Origin of the sequence: Mesorhizobium sp. M4B.F.Ca.ET.214.01.1.1, assembly GCF_004791545.1 — a bacterium.
Taxonomy (GTDB): domain Bacteria; phylum Pseudomonadota; class Alphaproteobacteria; order Rhizobiales; family Rhizobiaceae; genus Mesorhizobium; species Mesorhizobium abyssinicae.
Genome location: NZ_SRUX01000016.1, coordinates 165,551 through 181,431 on the forward strand (window position 1 = coordinate 165,551; position 15,881 = coordinate 181,431).

Genomic DNA, 15,881 nt, shown 5'->3' on the forward strand with positions numbered 1-15,881 from the left:
AACGTCCGAAAAAGGGTGGCAGCACGCGAAGTTGAAACTGCCCGCTGCCTGCCGAACTCGAACGAAGGAAGCTACTCCGCCGGTGCGCCGGCGACGTTCCTGCGCGTCGCGTCGATCATCTGCCGCCGCGCCCGGAACACGCCCCATTGCTGGTCGACGAGCACGCCGATCAGGATCACCCCGCCCATCACGGCGAAGTTCAGCGAGGACGGGATGCCGAGCAGGTTGACCAGGTTCTGCAGCTCCTGCAGCAGCACCGTGCCGAGGATGACGCCGATCAGCGAGCCTTCGCCGCCGCGCAGCGAGAAGCCGCCGAGCACGGCCGCGGCAATGGCATAGAGTTCGTAGAACTGGCCGTGGCTCGCCGGCGAGATCGAGCGCGTGTACATGGCGAAGTAGATCGCCGACAGCGCCGTCAGCACGCCGCAGATGACGTAGGCCGCCATGACGATGCGGCCCGTGCGAATGCCCGAATATTTCGCCGCTTCCTCGTTCTTGCCGATGGCGTAGAGATAGCGCCCGAATACCGAGCGGTGCAGCACCACCCACATGACGATGGCGATGATGATCAGCGCGATGAAGCTGTTCGGCACGCCGTAGCTTCGTCCGGCGGTGAGGAATTCGAGGTCCGGGAAATTCTGGCCGAAGGCGAAGCCCGCCGTGCCGTCGGCGGTGTAGAAGCGCGCCACGCCGCGGTAGATGAGCAAGCCGCACAGCGTCACCACGAAGGGCTGCAGCTTCAGCCGCGTGATCAGCCAGCCATGCACCAGGCCGATGATGGCGCCGAGCGCGATGATCAGCACGAAGGCCAGCGGCCAGTCCAGCTCGCGCACGGCGATGAAGTCGATGAACAGCGTGCCGAGCAGCGCGACCACCGAGCCGACCGAGAGCTCGATGCCGCCGGTGATGATGACGAAGGCCTGGCCGATCGACAGGATGCCGAACAGGCCGATCAGGTTGGAGGTGTTGGCAAGATTGATCGGCAACAGGAAGCGCGGGTTGATGGCCGTCACCACCGCGCCGACCACCAGGATCAGCACCAGCAGGCCGAGATCTTTCTTGCTCATTGCGCTCCTCCCACCGCCTGGGCCGGCAGCGGCTTCTTGCCCACCGCCAGCCGAAGCACGTTCTCCTGGCTGAAGTCGTCCTTCTCGAGGATGCCGGATATCTGCCCCTCATGCATGACCGCGATGCGGTCCGACACCCCGATCACTTCTTCCATATCGCTGGAGATCATCAGCACCGCGACGCCGGCATCGGCCAGCGCCCGCATCAGCCCGTAGATCTCGGCCTTGGCGCCGATGTCGATGCCGCGCGTCGGCTCGTCGAGGATCATCACCTTGGGGTTCATCGCCAGCCATTTGGCCAGCACCACCTTCTGCTGGTTGCCGCCCGACAGCGTGCCGGTGCGGGTCGCGACCGACGGCGCCTTGATGCCGAGATTGCTCTTCTGCTTCTCGGCGGTGGCGATCTCGGCGCTGGTCGACACCAGCTGATGCTTCGCATGCGCCGGCAGGTTGGGCAGCGAGATGTTCTCGGCGATCGAGAGGTCGAGCAGGATGCCGGTCAGCTTGCGGTCCTCCGGCACCAGGAAGATGCCGCTCGCGACAGCGTCGGCGGCGGACCCGAGCTTCAGCGTCTTGCCATCCAGCGTCACGCTGCCGCCGAAGCGCTCGTCGATGCCGAACAGCACCCGCGCCAGCTCGGTGCGGCCGGAACCGACCAACCCGGCAAAACCGAGGATTTCGCCGTGGCGGACGTCCAGATCGACCGGGCGTTCCGGATAGGCGCTGGTGCGCACGGCCCTGGCCGAGAGCGCCGTGCCGCCCGGCGCATGCGCGGAATCCGAGACCCGCTCGCGTTCCTTCAGCATGCGGCCAATCATCAGCTTGACCATCTGGTCGTGATTGATCTGGTTTTTCGGCAGCGTGCCGGCGAGCATGCCGTCGCGCAGCACGACGACGCGGTCGGCGACGCGTTCGACCTCGTGCAGCCGATGCGAGATGAAGATGACGCTGATGGCTTCCGCCTTCAGCGCCTTGATGACGTCGAGCAGCTTCTCGGTCTCGGCGATCGGCAGGCTGGAGGTCGGCTCGTCGAGGATCACAAGCCGCGCCTTGATCGACAGCGCCTTGGCGATCTCGACCATCTGCTGCTGGGCGAGCGACAGCGAGGCGACCGGCGCGTCGGCTGAGAAATTGGCGCCGACGCGCTTCAGCAGCGGCGCCACCATCTCGCGCAGCTTCGAGCGGTCGACGAGCTTCAGCGGCCCAGCCTTCAGCGGCTCGCGGCCGAAGAAGATGTTGGCGGCGACGTCGAGGTTCTCGAACAGGTTGAGTTCCTGGTGCACGAAGGCAATGCCGGAACCGATGCTGGCCTCGACGGTGAGCCCATCATGCGCGACGCCATCGACGGTGATGGTGCCGGTATCCGGCCGCGTCACGCCGCCGAGGATCTTCATCAGCGTCGATTTGCCGGCGCCGTTTTCGCCGACCAGGCCGATCACCTCGCCCGGCCGCACCTCCATGGAAAAGCCGTCCAGCGCCACTACGCCGGGATAGGTCTTGCGCACGCCGTCCAGGCTCAGGAACGGAGCGATCGCGGATTGAGCAATGGATACGTCGGAATAATTCATCACGCCTGACAGCAGCCGGTGGGCGTTTGGCCTCAGACTGACGGGCCTTCGCGGGCCCGTCAATATGATCGCCGGCTCAAGGCAGGTCCCTGAGCCGGCGAAACGGGCGTCGTCCTACTTGCCGGCCATCGCCTTGAGGTTCGCGGCGTAGGCGTCGACATCGTCCTTGCCGATGATCTTGGTCGGCACGATGATCAGGCCGCCCTCCGGGATGCCCGACTTGTCGCCCTTGAGATAGGCGGCCATCAGCTTCATGCCCTGATAGGCCCACTCGAACGGCTGCTGCACCACGGTGGCGGCAACGGTGCCTTCCTTGACGCCACCCAGCGTGATCGGATCGTCATCGAAGCCGACGACGGTGATCTGGCCGAGCTTGCCGGCGTCGCGCAGCGCCTCATAGATGCGCGGCGTGTTGTAGGAATAGAAGCCGACCATGCAGGTGATGTCGGGGCTGGCGACCAGCGCGTCCTCGACGTTCTTCTTGGCGCGTGCCTGGTCGATGTCGTCGCCGCGCACGTCCACCAGTTCGATCTTGGTGCCGGCGAGCCCGTCCTTCATGCCCTGGATGCGTTCCTTGGCGTTGTCGGCGCCGAGCAGGCCGACGAAGCCGAGGCACTTGCCGCCGTCCGGCATCGCCTTCTTGGCGATCTCGGCCGCCTGCTTGCCGGCATCGACGTTGGACGAGCCGATATAGGCGACGCGCTTGGTCTGCGGGGCGTCCGAATCGGTGGTGAACAGCGCCGTCTGGGACGCGATCTTGTTCAGCCCGTCGGTCGAGGTCTTGGGGTCGACGGCGGAGACCATGATGCCCTTGACGCCGGCCGTCACCAGGTCATCCATCAGCCGCTGCTGGATGGCGACGGACGACTGCTCCGGATATTTCAGCTCCAGATTGTAGTCCGGCAGCTCGCCTTGCGCCTTCTTCACGCCGGCTTCCGCCGCCTTCCAGAAGTCGGATGCGCCGTTGACGACGAAGGCCAGCGTCGGCTTGTCGTCGGCGCGCGCGATCGCGCTCGCCGACAGGCCGAGCGCCAGGGCCGCGGCGGCGATGGACGCAGTTCGGATCACAGATTTCATGTTCAACCTCCCTTTTGAAACACAGACAGAATGTGTCGCTTGCGGCGCGGGCACCCCTCTCCTCAAGGGTTTGGCCCCAGATCCGGCAACCTAGAAATGGCGCCAATCCAGCCGCGACCGAGACACTAGACACTCATTCGCAGTTCGTAAATAGTCCGATTTGTCTGACATTTTCGTGAGTGTGCGGCGACCCTCTTCCGGCGGCTTGCCGGTCCGATGGCGCACCGCATCGCACGCCTTGACGCCACCAGCCGGAAGCCCGGATCCGGTAACGACGAGTTGACAGTAGAACGCTTACGGCTATTAGTAAATAGTATTAGTTATTGAGGATGGCCGATACAGCCGGACGGGAGATCTGGCAGCCAAAGCGGAGCGCAAGGGAGGAAGAAGAGCGCCAGCGGCAAAGCGGGCCATCGCGCGGAAATTCTACGGGAAATCGTCAGCTTTGCTGACCTTGTCCGGTCGTTTCGTCGGCGTGCGGCGCGGCCGGCGCGGAATGCGTCGCGTTTGGTAATAGTTATAATCAAGCTGCATTTCGATAAATGCGCTTCCACGAAAGCCATCTTGCCGTTGCTGCCGGCCTTTGCTTAACAACTGGCCGGGTTTGGGAAAACGACCATGAGCGAACCGACGGAATTGCGCGATCCCCCGGAGGCGTCCAGGCGACGCGCCGCCAGGCCCAAGGGCCGCGTCACCATGACCGATATCGCCAGGGCCGCCGGCTGCTCGCAGGCGACGGTGTCGTTCGTGCTCAACAATTCGCCCGGCATCAGGCTCTCGCAGCAGACCCGCGACCGGGTGATCGAAGCGGCGCGGTCGCTGGGCTACTCGCCGCCGGTGTTTTCCGCCCTGCGGCCGCCGGTGACGCCATTCGAGGGGCTGGACGGCGTCATCGGCTTCGCCGTCGACCAGCTCGCCACCAGCCCCGAGGCGGTGGTCGCCATCGAGGGCGCGCGCCAGGCCTCCTGGAATGCCGGCAACGTGCTGCTTGTCGCGCAGACCATGGGCGATGCCGTCATGGAGCCGCGCGCTATTTCAGCGCTGACCAGGCGCGGCATCTCGGCGCTGATCTACATGACCATCTTCACCCGCGAGATCGCGGCGCCCGAATTCCTCTACAGCCTCGATATCCCGGTCATCCTGCTCAACTGCTACACCGCCGACTATGCCTTCCCTGCCGTCGTGCCCTCCGAGATCGCCGGCGGCCAGAGCGCGACGCGGCATCTCATCGGCCATGGCCACCGCCGCATCGCCACCATCACCGGCGAGCCCTGGATGCAGGCGGCTCAAGATAGGCTGAAAGGCTATCGCCGCGCCCTCGCTACCGCCGACATCCCCTTCGATCCGGAGCTGGTGGTCGAGGGCGACTGGTCGGCCAGCGCCGGCTATGCCGCGACCGTCAAATTGCTCGCCCTGAAGGAGCGCCCGACCGCCATCTTCTGCCAGAACGACCGCACCGCGATTGGCTGCTACGAGGCGCTGAAGGAGGCCGGCCTGCATATCCCTGAGGATATTTCCGTCGTCGGCTATGACGACGAGGAGATCGCCCGCCATCTGTTTCCGCCGCTGACGACATCGATCCTGCCGCATATGGCGATGGGCCAATGGGCGATCGAGCAGCTGGAAGCGCCGCCCACGCCGGGCCGCGGCCGCTATCCCATCACCAAGCTGGAATGCCCGCTGGTGGAGCGGGAGAGCGTGGGCAGGCTCGGGGTCCGGGACGCGGCAGGGTGAGATCCTGCGGGCCTGTATTGACATTGTCATGACAATTTCTAAATATCTGATCCTGACGCAGGAGGATTTCGATGCCGCAGTCCAGTCATGCCGGCCGCGATCGCGATGCGGCGCGAAAGGACGATGTGATCCAGATCCGCGCTTCGGCGGGGACGAAGGCCATTCTCAGCCGCGCCGCGGGTTTGCGCGGGCAGAAACTGTCGGAGTTCATGCTGGACAGCGCCCGCAGGCAAGCTGAAGAAACCATTCTCGACCAGCGCGCCTTCTTTCTCGATGCCGAGGCGCATCAGAAATTGCTCGATCTGCTCGACGCCCCCGACAAACCGACCGAGGAACTTCGCGCGCGCATGACGCGCAAGCCCGCCTGGGAGCGCTGATGCCTGCTGGCGGAGGGCCGGGGTTGCGGGTCAGCCCTCCGGAACGGCTGACCGTCGGCCACGATGTGTCCGCGTTTCGTAACGGCAGGCATCCCACCCTCGATGACTGGTTGCGCAATCGCGCTCTTGCCGGCGAGGGCCTGTCCGCCCGGACCTATGTGGTCTGTGACGCGAACATGAATAATCGCGTCATCGGCTACTATGCGATCTCGACGGCGATGGAAGAACGGATCGCGCTGCCAAGCGCGAAGCTGCGGCGGGGTATGCCCGAGCAGGTCCCGCTGCTGCTGATCGGCCGCCTGGCGGTCGATCAGGCATTCCAGGGACTTGGGCTTGGCGGGGACCTGCTTGCCGATGCGCTGCGTCGCTGCCTGGCCGTGTCGGAGATCGCCGGGGTTCGCGCCGTGGTGGCGCATGCGATAGACGATGACGCCGTCGGCTTCTATCAGCGGCACGGCTTCATTCCGTCTCCGCTGGGCGAGCGAGTGATGCTGATGCCGGTCGAGACAGTGCAGGCATTGTTCTCGAAAGTCTGAATCGTCCGGCCGCTCGAACGACGAGGTCGACTTGCCACCGCTTGGCATCGATCCCGTCGTGGACTAGCCTGAGGCCAGCGAAGGGAGAGCGAGATGACGTCGAGCTTCACCGTGCACCAGGCATCCGGCTACGAGCAGCTGATGGGTCGCTGGAGCCGCAGGCTGGCGCCCAAATTCATCGACTTCGCCGGACTGGCCGGCGGCGAAAAAATCCTCGACGTCGGCTGCGGCACCGGCAGCCTGACCTTCGAGCTGGCGAAATCCGCCGGCCTCGCCGAAATCCAGGCCATCGACTTCTCGCCCGTTTTCATCGAGGCGGCCAAGGCACGCAACACCGATCCGCGCATCACCTTCAGCCAAGCCGACGCCACCGCGCTGCCCTTCGCGGACGACGCGTTCGACCGCGCGCTGGCGCTGCTCTTGCTGCATTTCGTGCCGGAGGCCGGCAAGGCGGTGGCCGAGATGCGCCGCGTGACGCGGCCCGGCGGCGTGATCGCAGCGGTTGTGTGGGACCATCTCGGCGGCATGCCCGGCATGCGCATGATGATCGACACGGTTGCCGCGCTCAGCGAAAGCGGCCGCCAGATGCGCAGCCGCTATTGCTTCCAGCCGATGATGCAGCCGGGCGAGATGAAGCGCACCTTCGTCCAGCAGGGTCTGGCCGACGTCACCGAGACCGAGCTGATGATCCGCATGGACTATGCGGATTTCGACGACTACTGGGCGCCGATCGGCGCCGGCGAGGGGCCGCTCGGCAAATACATGTCCACGCTCGACGCCGCCGAGCGGACGCGCACCGAAGCCGCCGTCCGCGATGCCTACCAGGCCGGCCGGCCCGATGGCCCGCGCTCGTTCGCCAATGTCGCCTGGGCCTGCCGGGGCGTTGTTCGCTAGAGGCGTTTTCGCCTAATCCGATCAGCCTGACGACCTCGTCGTGGTTGGTCCTCGCGGTCTTGCGCTCGTCGGCCGGGACCCGGCGCCTCGGCACGACAATGCTGTCGGGGACAGCGAAGATGATGCCCGGCGCGGATCGCAACCAACCAATGTGTGGAGCGCGCCGCTCTGCGCCGCTTGGCTTTCCGGAATCTCAAAAAAAACTATGACAGATAGCAATACTATGCTATGCGACATAGCAATAACGCTATTTGACATAGCGAATGATGGCAAGGGAGGAGCCGCAGTGCCGAGGTCGCGGTGTAATGGGATGGAGTCGGCCCCGCCTTGGTTATGTAGCTCTGGCTGCATCCTCGATGCCGCCGCGCTCGTTAGCCACTGCACCAAGCAAAGTACCAAAGACATTCTGTGCGCTTGAGGCGTTGCCGCGAACAGCCTCCGGCAAGATTCACGTGCTGCGGGCGCCGGCAGCGGCAGGACCAGATGCCCCGCGCGCGCAGCAGAGCAATTGCGAATGTTTGCAAGGGAGGATCAACGAGTGAACATCCAAAGCAGGAGCTTCATCGACGAGGCACGCTGGACCGGCAAGGCATTTCTGGGTGGCTGGCGTGAGACGGCTGCCGGCGTCGCCGAGGTGCGCAATCCCGCGACCGCCATGTTGGTGGCCTCGGTGGGCGTCGGCGGCGCGGCAGACATCGGGCAAGCCGCGGTTGGCGCCTATCTGGCGCAGCCGGCCTGGGCGGCGAAACTTCCCTCCGAGCGCGCGGCCATATTGAACAAGGCGGCCGATATCCTGGAAGCCAATGGCGAAGAGCTGGTCGGCTGGATAATGCGCGAATCCGGCTCCATCCGGGCGAAGGCGCAAATCGAGATCGATCACGGGGCGGCCTTCATCCGCCACGCCGCGGCTGCCGCTGTCGAGCCGAATGGCATCGCCCTTCCCACCATGGATGCCGGACGCCAGAACCATGCGCGGCGGGTGCCGCACGGCGTGGTCGGAATTATCTCGCCGTTCAATTTTCCACTTGTCCTCTCTGTCCGCGCGATTGCCGCCGCTTTGGCGACAGGCAACGCCGTCGTCCACAAACCGGATCCGCGCACGCCGATTTCCGGTGGCATCATCATTGCACGCCTGTTCGAGGAAGCGGGCCTGCCCGCAGGTGTCCTCCATGTCGTCCCCGGCGGAATTGACGCCGGCGAGGCCCTCTGCACGGATGCGAACGTCGCGATGGTCTCGTTCACGGGGTCGGCGGCGGCCGGGAGCCGGGTCGGCGAACTGGCCGGCAAGCATCTGAAGAAGGTTCAGCTCGAGCTCGGCGGCAAGAACGCCCTCATCATTCTCGATGATGCCGATCCGGACGTCGCGGCGTCGAATGCCGCCTGGGGCTGCTTCCTGCATCAGGGCCAGATCTGCATGTCGACCGGTCTCATCCTTGTCGACGAGAAGCATGCCGATGCGATTGCTTCGCGCCTTGCCGCCAGAGCCGGACACCTGGTTGCTGGCGATCCCTCGACCGATCAGGTGGCGCTTGGCCCCATCATTTCCGATGCCCAGGTCGACAGAATCCAGGGCATCGTCGACGATGCCGTCGCCAAGGGCGCAAAGCTGCTCGCCGGAGGCAAGGCAAGCGGCCGCTTCTATCCGGCAACGGTTCTGTTCGGCATTGAGCGAGGCATGCGTGCGTTCGAGGAAGAGATCTTCGGGCCCGTCGCCTGCATTGCCCCGTTCCGCGACGAAGAGGCGGCGATCGCTCTCGTCAACAGCTCCGAATATGGCCTCGCCGCCGGCGTCATTTCGGCTTCCGTCGACCGCGCCCGGTCCGTTGGCGAAAGACTGGAGGTCGGCCATCTGCACATCAACGATCAGACCGTCAACGCCGGGCCACACGCACCTTTCGGCGGCCGGCGGCGCTCGGGCAATGGCAGCCGCGTCTCAGGGCCGGCGATCTGGGAGGAATTCACGCAGTGGATGTGGATTTCCGTCAAGGAACAAGCAACGCCCTATCCATTTTGACCAATCCACGAAAGATCGAACCATGAATCTCTCCAGCAAGCTTCTGGTCATCACGGGCGCGTCTTCGGGGATCGGAGCCGAGGTCGCCCGTCTCGCCCGCTTCCATGGCGCCAGGGTAATCGGCATCGACCGCAATGATCCCACGGTTACCCTCGATGGCTTCGTGAAGGCCGATCTCTCGAAGCCGGAAGCGATCGACGAGGCCGTTTTGTCCTTGCCCGCGCAATTCGATGGGCTGGTCAACGCGGCAGGCGTGCCGGGCACCTCTGACAGGGATACGGTCGCCCGCGTCAACTATCTCGGCCTGCGTCACCTGACCGAGACAGTGGTCGGCAGGCTTTCGCCGGGCGCGGCAGTCGTCAACTTCGCCTCGATATTGGGCGCCGCATGGCCGGAACGCCTCGCCCGGCACAAGGACCTGGCAACGACCGCGACCTTCCAATCCGGTCATGATTGGTTGGCTGCGAACCCGGTTTCGCAGGACACCTGCTATCAATATTTCAAGGAAGCGCTGATCGTCTGGACGTTCATGCGGGCGCAGCAGCTCTTCCTCTCGCGTGACATCCGCATGAATTCCGTTGCGCCCGGCCCGGTCTTTACGCCAATCCTCGGCGACTTCATCACCATGCTTGGTCAGGATCGGGTCGAGGCTGACAGCGGCAGAATGAAGCGCCCTGCCTTTGCAGACGAGATCGCCCCGGCTGTCGTCTTCCTGTGCTCGGACGCGGCGCGCTGGATCAATGGCGTCAACCTGCCGATCGACGGTGGCCTGGCCTCCACCTATCTCTGAGGCGGCGCGCGTTCAACCGCACGCCGGGCCGCGCCAGCTATGCCGCCATCTGGTCGATCATCAAACGCGCCGAGCCGCTGAGGAGGGGGCTGGTGTTCGAGGTGGACACGACGCGGGCGGTTGAGTTCGAGGCGATTGTGGGGTGGCTGCGGGGGGGGTGATGGGTAGGGACCGACCGTCATATTCCCATCTTATGTCGGCCGCAGCGCTACGACATTCTGCCTTCAGGCGTGGGAGGCGGCTGTGAGCTTGGCGCAGTGATCGAGGAAATCGTAGGTTGCCAAATGGGGCGCCGCAGGAGATGAAACTGGGCACCGCCATATTATTTTGGTGCCTGTCGTTTCTCAAGCTTGCCACTGCATGCACGTTCGGCCGCGGCACAAATGTCGGCGCGCTAGTCGCCGGCCGATTTGCGGGCGGCGGCACATTCGAACCGGAGGCTCAAATGTCAGTCCAGGAAAAACCTTCCCCCGCGGTCCCCGCACATCCTGAGGAAATCAAGTCGGTTTTCGATCTGCGTTTGGGTAAGCATGTTGTCTTGCAAGGCAGTGCCAGGATAACACCGGCAGGTGTGATCAGCGCCGGGATCGCGGTCGCCGTTATGACGCTTGCGCTGGGTTACCTTGCTTCGTCGGGGAGGCGTCGCAGGCAATAGGGGGCATGCCGTTGGCGCACCCGACAGGATTCGAACCTGTGACCTCTGCCTTCGGAGGGCAGCGCTCTATCCAGCTGAGCTACGGGTGCTTCCCGGCAAAACGAACCGGCCGGTGAACCGGCCAGCCACGGCTTCTTAGCGGAAGCAGGCGAAGGCTTCAACGGGCAATTGGGATGGCAAGGCATTTGACGCCACAGGAGCGGTTAGGCTTCCCGAGGGCGTATGTGACGGCCAAGGCTGCGCCCCAGTTAAACTTGCCTCTGCGTCGCGAGCAAATTTGCCGCCACACTCCTCACCCCGCAGCCTCGCTCCTAGCCACCCGCCGCCGCACCCCCCTTGTCGCCCGCTTCACCTTCTTCGCCCCGGTCAGCTCGTGCATGGCGTCCAGCTGCATCTGCTGCATTTCGGCCAGCCGCTGCCATTGGCGCGAGATCAGGTAGTCGAGCTTTTCGTGCAGGTGGCGAACTTCGAGCTCGGCCTTGAGGTTCACCCGGTAGTCGTTGAAGGAGCGCAGCCGGTCTTTTGCTTCCTGCCGCTTCTGGCTCATCATGATCACCGGCGCCTGGATGGCGGCGATGCAGGACAGCATCAGGTTGAGCAGGATGAACGGGTAGGGGTCGAAGGCGCCCGCCATGCCCTCGAAAAGATTGATGCCGATCCAGATCAGCAGCACCGCCGCGAACGAGATCAGGAACCACCAGCTGCCGCCGAACTCGGCCATGTTGTCGGAGACGCGATCGGCGAACGACCTGTGCTCCTCGAACTCCTCTTCCGAGTTCTCCGAGATCGTGTCTTGCCTGGCGATCGATTCGACCACCTGGCGGTCGAGCTCGGAGAATTCGCCGTGCTCCTGCTGCAGCAGTTCTTCCATGTAGCGCATGCGGTAGCGGGCGAGCTCCTCGCGGCTGATGCGGGCGCCGCGCGGCAGGTCGGGATGGTCGGCGCGGATGCGGTCGGAAAGGCTCGGCCTGAGATCGTCGATGCGCACCAGGTCGCGCTTGCGAAATTTCCGGCCGCTGATCGCCGACGGCTTTTTCTTCGGCTTGACCCGCGACGCGGCGGGCCCGGGCAGGGCCGGTTCGGAATCCGGCACCTCCGGCGCTTCGAGGATCTCGTCGTCCGCCGTCTCGTGCAGGTCGTCCGGCAAGGTGGAGGCCTCGAGATATTCGCCGGCCGAGTGGGTCTCGTCGTCTTCCGTCTTCTGCGCCTTCGGGTCGCCGGCCATGGTCAGTGCTCCTGTTCTCGGCTTTTGGGTACGATACGCCAAGCCGGCGCGGCATATCCATCGCGAGTGTGAATGTGGTGTGACCGAACAAGTTGTTGTGATGGGGGGCGGCGCAAGCTGAGATCGGTGGTGATCCTTCGCGCCCCCCTCTGTCCTGCCGGACATCTCCCCCGCGAGGGGGGAGATTGGCAGCTTCGGCGCCACGCTTTGACGTTGGCGATTGGCGAAAGCCGCGGTGAAATCTGATCTCCCCCTCGTGGGGGAGATGGCCGGCAGGCCAGAGGGGGGCGCCTCGGGCCGGCGTTGCAAAACTTCTACGGTTCCGGCAACCCCGGAAGCGCCGACCCCGTCGGCTGCTGCCCCGCGTACATCAGCCGCGTTTTCGCCTCCGCCGCCATCGGCGACAGGCTGCGCTGGATCAGCGCCTCGACATGGTCGTTGCGCTGGCGCGCGCTCTCGGCGCCCATCACCACCACGATCAGCTGGCGGCCGTCGGCATTGTAGGAGGTGACAATGTTGTAGCCGGAGGCCCTGATATAGCCGGTCTTGATGCCGTCGACGCCGCGCACCCGGCCGAGCATGTCGTTGTGGCCGCGCACCAGCCGGCCGCGGAACATGAAGTCGCTCTCGGAGAAATAGTGGAAATGCTGCGGGAAGCGGTGCTCCAGCGCCATGCCCAGCACCGCCATGTCGCGCGCCGTCGTCATCTGGCTGTCGTCAGGCAAGCCGGACGCGTTGCGGAAGCTGGTGCTGGTCATGCCGAGGCTTCGCGCCTTGGCGGTCATCATGGCGGCGAACTGGTCTTGCGAGCCGCCGAGATATTCGCCGACCGCCACCGCCACGTCATTGGCCGACTTGACCACGATCGCCCGGATGGCGGAATCGACGTCGATCGTCTCGCCGCGCCTAAAGCGCAGCTTGGTCGGCGGCTGCCGGGCGGCATTGTCCGAAACCGGGATCTGCGTCTCCTTGGCTATGCGGCCGCTCTCCAGCGCCTCGAACAGGAGATAGAGCGTCATCATCTTGGTCAGCGAGGCCGGATAGCGCTGTGCCGTCGAATTGACCTCGAACAGCTGCTTGCCGCTGCGGGCATCGACGACGATCGCCGCATAGCGCTGCGGCTGCGCCGGCACCGCCAATACACTGTCGGGCGGCGCGACGGTGGTGCACCCGGCGACCATCGCCAGCAGCGCGAACGCCATCATCATTTTCTGGAGGAGCGGGAAAGTGTCGGACAGGCGCAAGTCGGATCCGGCTGTTGCTGAGAGGGCCGGACCCTAGCCTAAGCCGATTGCTGCGTCCAACTGGTTAACGGGGGTATCAAGGTGTCTCAACAGCTTAGGCGGGCGACAGGCTCTGAACGACATCAACGCCGGCGCTGCCCCTCACCTGCCTGCCGGCACCCTCTCCCCGTATAGTGACGGGGCGAGGGGCGCTCTCATCGCCGCTTTCGCCAATCACCAACGTTGCAAGAAAGGCGCCAACGCTGCGGCCAGCCCCATTTCTCCCCGTCACTATACGGGGAGAAATGCCCGGCAGGGCAATGAGGGGCGGCGCCGACTTCGGCAAATTGGCGATTCCTGCGCGAGCGGCGCCATACCTTGCAGCTCGTCGCTATCGCTTCGTCGGGCGACACCTCCCACACCCCACCGCCCCGAAAACGCCCGTTTCCTGGCCTGTTTTCCCGGCGGGGCCGCGCTGCTACCATGCGTGCGGCATTGGTTTGGGGGATCGACATGACAGGTGACATCGGCGCGGCCGCGCCTTCTCTTATCCGGGCATCGCTCAGCCGCACCGGCAAATGGGCGGGCAGCGTCGCGTTCGTCAGCGGCGCGGTATCGGACGTGCTCAACCCGCTGGGGCCGTTCGCCGCCTATATCGCACTGGTTGCCGCGATCGCCGCCGCGATCATCGCCGTCGCCATCGTGCTCAGGCTGGTGCTGGCGACCAAAGCGATGCCGGCGCTGATCTTCGCCACCAGTGCGGCGGCGATCGCCAGCGGCGTCTACGCGGTCCAGCAGGAGACGAATTCGCAGAACGGCATCATCGCCACCCTGGTGCCGGCGGTGGCCGGACTGCAGCAGTCGCTGGGCATCGTCTCCGAAAAGGTCGCCAAGATCGAAAAGACCGTCACCGAGACGCAAAAGACGGTCGAGGAGGTCAAGAAGTCGACCGACACGGTGGCGCAGAAGACCGAGGAGATCGCCGCCGCCGAAAAGCAGCAGACCGAGCAGGGCGCTCAGACCCAGAAGACGGTCGAGGCGGTCAAGCAGTCGACCGACACCGTTGCGCAGAAGGCCGAGGAGATTGCCTCGGCCCAGAAACAGCAGACCGAACAAGGCACGCAGACGCAGAAAGCCGTCGAGGCGGTCAAGCAGACCACCGACACGCTGGCCGCCGGCCAGCAGCAGGCGGCCGCGCAGGCCGAGAAGCTGCAGGCGACGACCGAGCAGATCGCAGCTTCCATCGACACCATCGCCAAGGGCTTTGCCGCGCTCGCCGCGCAGGGCGGCGCGATCGCCGATCCCAAGCGTCCCGACGAGTACTACCACAATGCCCGTGTCTACGAATTGTCGGGCGACATGCTGAACGCGCGGCGATCCTATCTCGCCTTCGCCAACTTCGATGTCGACGCCGTCGATCCCTACACGCGCTTCGCCACCTTGCTTCGGGTCCAGGACGGCAAGGCCGGCGCCCGCGAGGTGTTCGGCCAGCTTGCCGACAAGGCCAAGGCGCCGGCGATCAAGCTCGTCCATCTCGAACAGTTCGACGATGCCCAGCGCCTCGACAAGCTCAACGCCTTCATAGCGGCCCATCCCGACTACGCCCCGGCCTATTTCCTGTTGGCGCAGGAGTTTTCCGAGGATCGCCTCGGCAGCCAGTCGCTGTCCGACAAGCGCAGCGAGGCCGAGGCGCTGACCAAGTTCGTCTCCTACGAGAAGGAAGGCGGGCTGCTCAAATATTTCGTCGACCAGACCCAACTAGCCGACTGGCTGGAGCGCAGCCGCAGCCGGCTGGCCGCGGTCGGCGACGTGCTCGATCCGCAGCGCTTCGCCCCGACATTGACGCCGATGCGCTCCAATGCCGGCTGGACGATCACCATCTCGCTGCCCGAGGCGGCGACCGGCATCTCCTGGCGACTCGGCGAGAGCGGCCCGTTCACCGACACTGGCCTGATGGCGATGAACGACCAGCGGACCGGCAAGCCGATGCCCAATCCGAGCTTCGAACTGCCGGACAGCACCGCCGCCACCACGATCGGCATCAAATATCTCGACATCAGGGGCCGCGAGACCGGTCCGTTCGACATCCGTTTCGATCCGGACTCGGCCCTTCAGCAGGGCGACAAGCAGATCCTCGACCAGTTCTGGACCTCGTGGATCGCCTTCGATTCCGGCGGCAACCACGGCCTGGTCTATTTCACGCAGATGCTGTCCTACCGCTGCGCCATCAAGGAGGTTCATTACGGCCTCGACGGCGCTGCGCCCGACAAGGAGATCAAGATGCCGCCCTGCGACAAGAAGGATCCCTACGCCATCCCCTACGACTACCAGCCCTATTTCAAGGTCGCCGACAGCGTGAAGTCGATGTCGGTGCAGGTCACGTATACGGACGGCACCAAGTCGCCGGTCAGGGAGTATAAAAGGCAATAGGGGCGGCCCGTTTGTAGCGCTACCGCACCCTTTCCAACGCTGGCGCTGCCCCTCACCTGCCTGCCGGCATCCTCTCCCCGTATAGTGACGGGGAGAGGGGCGCTCTCATCCTCCCCTTTCGCCAATCAGCAACGCTGCAGGAGGGCGCCGCCGCTGCGGCCAGCTGTCCAGCCGATAGATGGGTAACAGAATGGACCGGATACATAGGTAACAGTTCTCCCCCTATGAGTCCGCTGCAGCGCCAAGCGGATTGGTTGGCGCGGCGCTGCAGCGGACAAGCGTCATACGCCT

13 protein-coding genes and 1 tRNA gene are annotated in these 15,881 nt (G+C 64.8%); 8 read left to right on the forward strand and 6 right to left on the reverse strand.

Annotated features, from left to right (window positions below; all coding sequences use genetic code 11):
* Positions 1 to 71: 71 nt before the first annotated feature.
* The 3 genes from EN857_RS27440 to EN857_RS27450 form a co-directional block, all read right to left on the reverse strand.
* Positions 72 to 1,067, reverse strand: a complete 996-nt coding sequence (locus EN857_RS27440; RefSeq protein ID WP_127286975.1) for an ABC transporter permease — start codon at positions 1,065 to 1,067, stop codon at positions 72 to 74.
* Complete coding sequence (locus EN857_RS27445) at positions 1,064 to 2,635, reverse strand: sugar ABC transporter ATP-binding protein (RefSeq protein WP_127286974.1); 1,572 nt, start codon at positions 2,633 to 2,635, stop codon at positions 1,064 to 1,066. The genes EN857_RS27440 and EN857_RS27445 overlap by 4 nt, the downstream gene beginning before the upstream one ends.
* A 114-nt stretch (positions 2,636 to 2,749) precedes the next feature.
* Positions 2,750 to 3,712: a sugar-binding protein gene (locus EN857_RS27450; RefSeq protein ID WP_127286973.1), complete on the reverse strand. Its 963-nt coding sequence runs from the start codon at positions 3,710 to 3,712 to the stop codon at positions 2,750 to 2,752.
* 618 nt (positions 3,713 to 4,330) lie between these two features.
* On the opposite strand from EN857_RS27450, the gene EN857_RS27455 reads away from it, so the two are divergent.
* From EN857_RS27455 to EN857_RS35875, 7 genes are all read left to right on the forward strand, one after another.
* Positions 4,331 to 5,446: a LacI family DNA-binding transcriptional regulator gene (locus EN857_RS27455; protein WP_189379716.1), complete on the forward strand. Its 1,116-nt coding sequence runs from the start codon at positions 4,331 to 4,333 to the stop codon at positions 5,444 to 5,446.
* Positions 5,447 to 5,517: 71 nt separating this feature from the next.
* Complete coding sequence (locus EN857_RS27460) at positions 5,518 to 5,823, forward strand: DUF1778 domain-containing protein (RefSeq protein ID WP_127282644.1); 306 nt, start codon at positions 5,518 to 5,520, stop codon at positions 5,821 to 5,823.
* 23 nt (positions 5,824 to 5,846) lie between these two features.
* On the forward strand, positions 5,847 to 6,359 hold the full coding sequence (locus EN857_RS27465) for a GNAT family N-acetyltransferase (RefSeq protein ID WP_210212299.1): 513 nt from the start codon (positions 5,847 to 5,849) through the stop codon (positions 6,357 to 6,359).
* A gap of 93 nt (positions 6,360 to 6,452) precedes the next feature.
* Entirely contained in the window at positions 6,453 to 7,253 is an 801-nt protein-coding gene (locus EN857_RS27470) for a class I SAM-dependent methyltransferase (protein WP_127282642.1), read from the forward strand.
* 538 nt (positions 7,254 to 7,791) lie between these two features.
* Positions 7,792 to 9,267 (forward strand): benzaldehyde dehydrogenase, encoded by a 1,476-nt coding sequence (locus EN857_RS27475; RefSeq protein ID WP_210214008.1) that lies wholly within the window; start codon positions 7,792 to 7,794, stop codon positions 9,265 to 9,267.
* A gap of 22 nt (positions 9,268 to 9,289) precedes the next feature.
* The gene (locus EN857_RS27480) at positions 9,290 to 10,057 is read left to right on the forward strand and encodes a coniferyl-alcohol dehydrogenase (protein WP_127393244.1); all 768 of its coding nucleotides are present in this window, start codon (positions 9,290 to 9,292) and stop codon (positions 10,055 to 10,057) included.
* 301 nt (positions 10,058 to 10,358) lie between these two features.
* The gene (locus EN857_RS35875; protein WP_245478277.1) at positions 10,359 to 10,712 is read left to right on the forward strand and encodes a hypothetical protein; all 354 of its coding nucleotides are present in this window, start codon (positions 10,359 to 10,361) and stop codon (positions 10,710 to 10,712) included.
* Between the two features lie 12 nt (positions 10,713 to 10,724).
* Here EN857_RS35875 and EN857_RS27490 read toward each other — a convergent pair.
* From EN857_RS27490 to EN857_RS27505, 3 genes are all read right to left on the reverse strand, one after another.
* Positions 10,725 to 10,801: transfer RNA gene (locus EN857_RS27490), tRNA-Arg, on the reverse strand.
* 203 nt (positions 10,802 to 11,004) lie between these two features.
* Positions 11,005 to 11,937 (reverse strand): DUF1003 domain-containing protein, encoded by a 933-nt coding sequence (locus tag EN857_RS27495; RefSeq protein ID WP_127394247.1) that lies wholly within the window; start codon positions 11,935 to 11,937, stop codon positions 11,005 to 11,007.
* A gap of 314 nt (positions 11,938 to 12,251) precedes the next feature.
* A complete protein-coding gene (locus EN857_RS27505) occupies positions 12,252 to 13,139 on the reverse strand; it encodes a D-alanyl-D-alanine carboxypeptidase family protein (RefSeq protein ID WP_245493557.1) in 888 nt (295 codons plus the stop codon).
* Positions 13,140 to 13,673: 534 nt separating this feature from the next.
* Here EN857_RS27505 and EN857_RS27515 point away from each other — a divergent pair.
* Positions 13,674 to 15,590 carry a methyl-accepting chemotaxis protein gene (locus EN857_RS27515; RefSeq protein ID WP_127393960.1) on the forward strand — a complete coding sequence of 639 codons (1,917 nt, stop codon included), beginning with the start codon at positions 13,674 to 13,676 and terminating at the stop codon, positions 15,588 to 15,590.
* Positions 15,591 to 15,881: the final 291 nt, after the last annotated feature.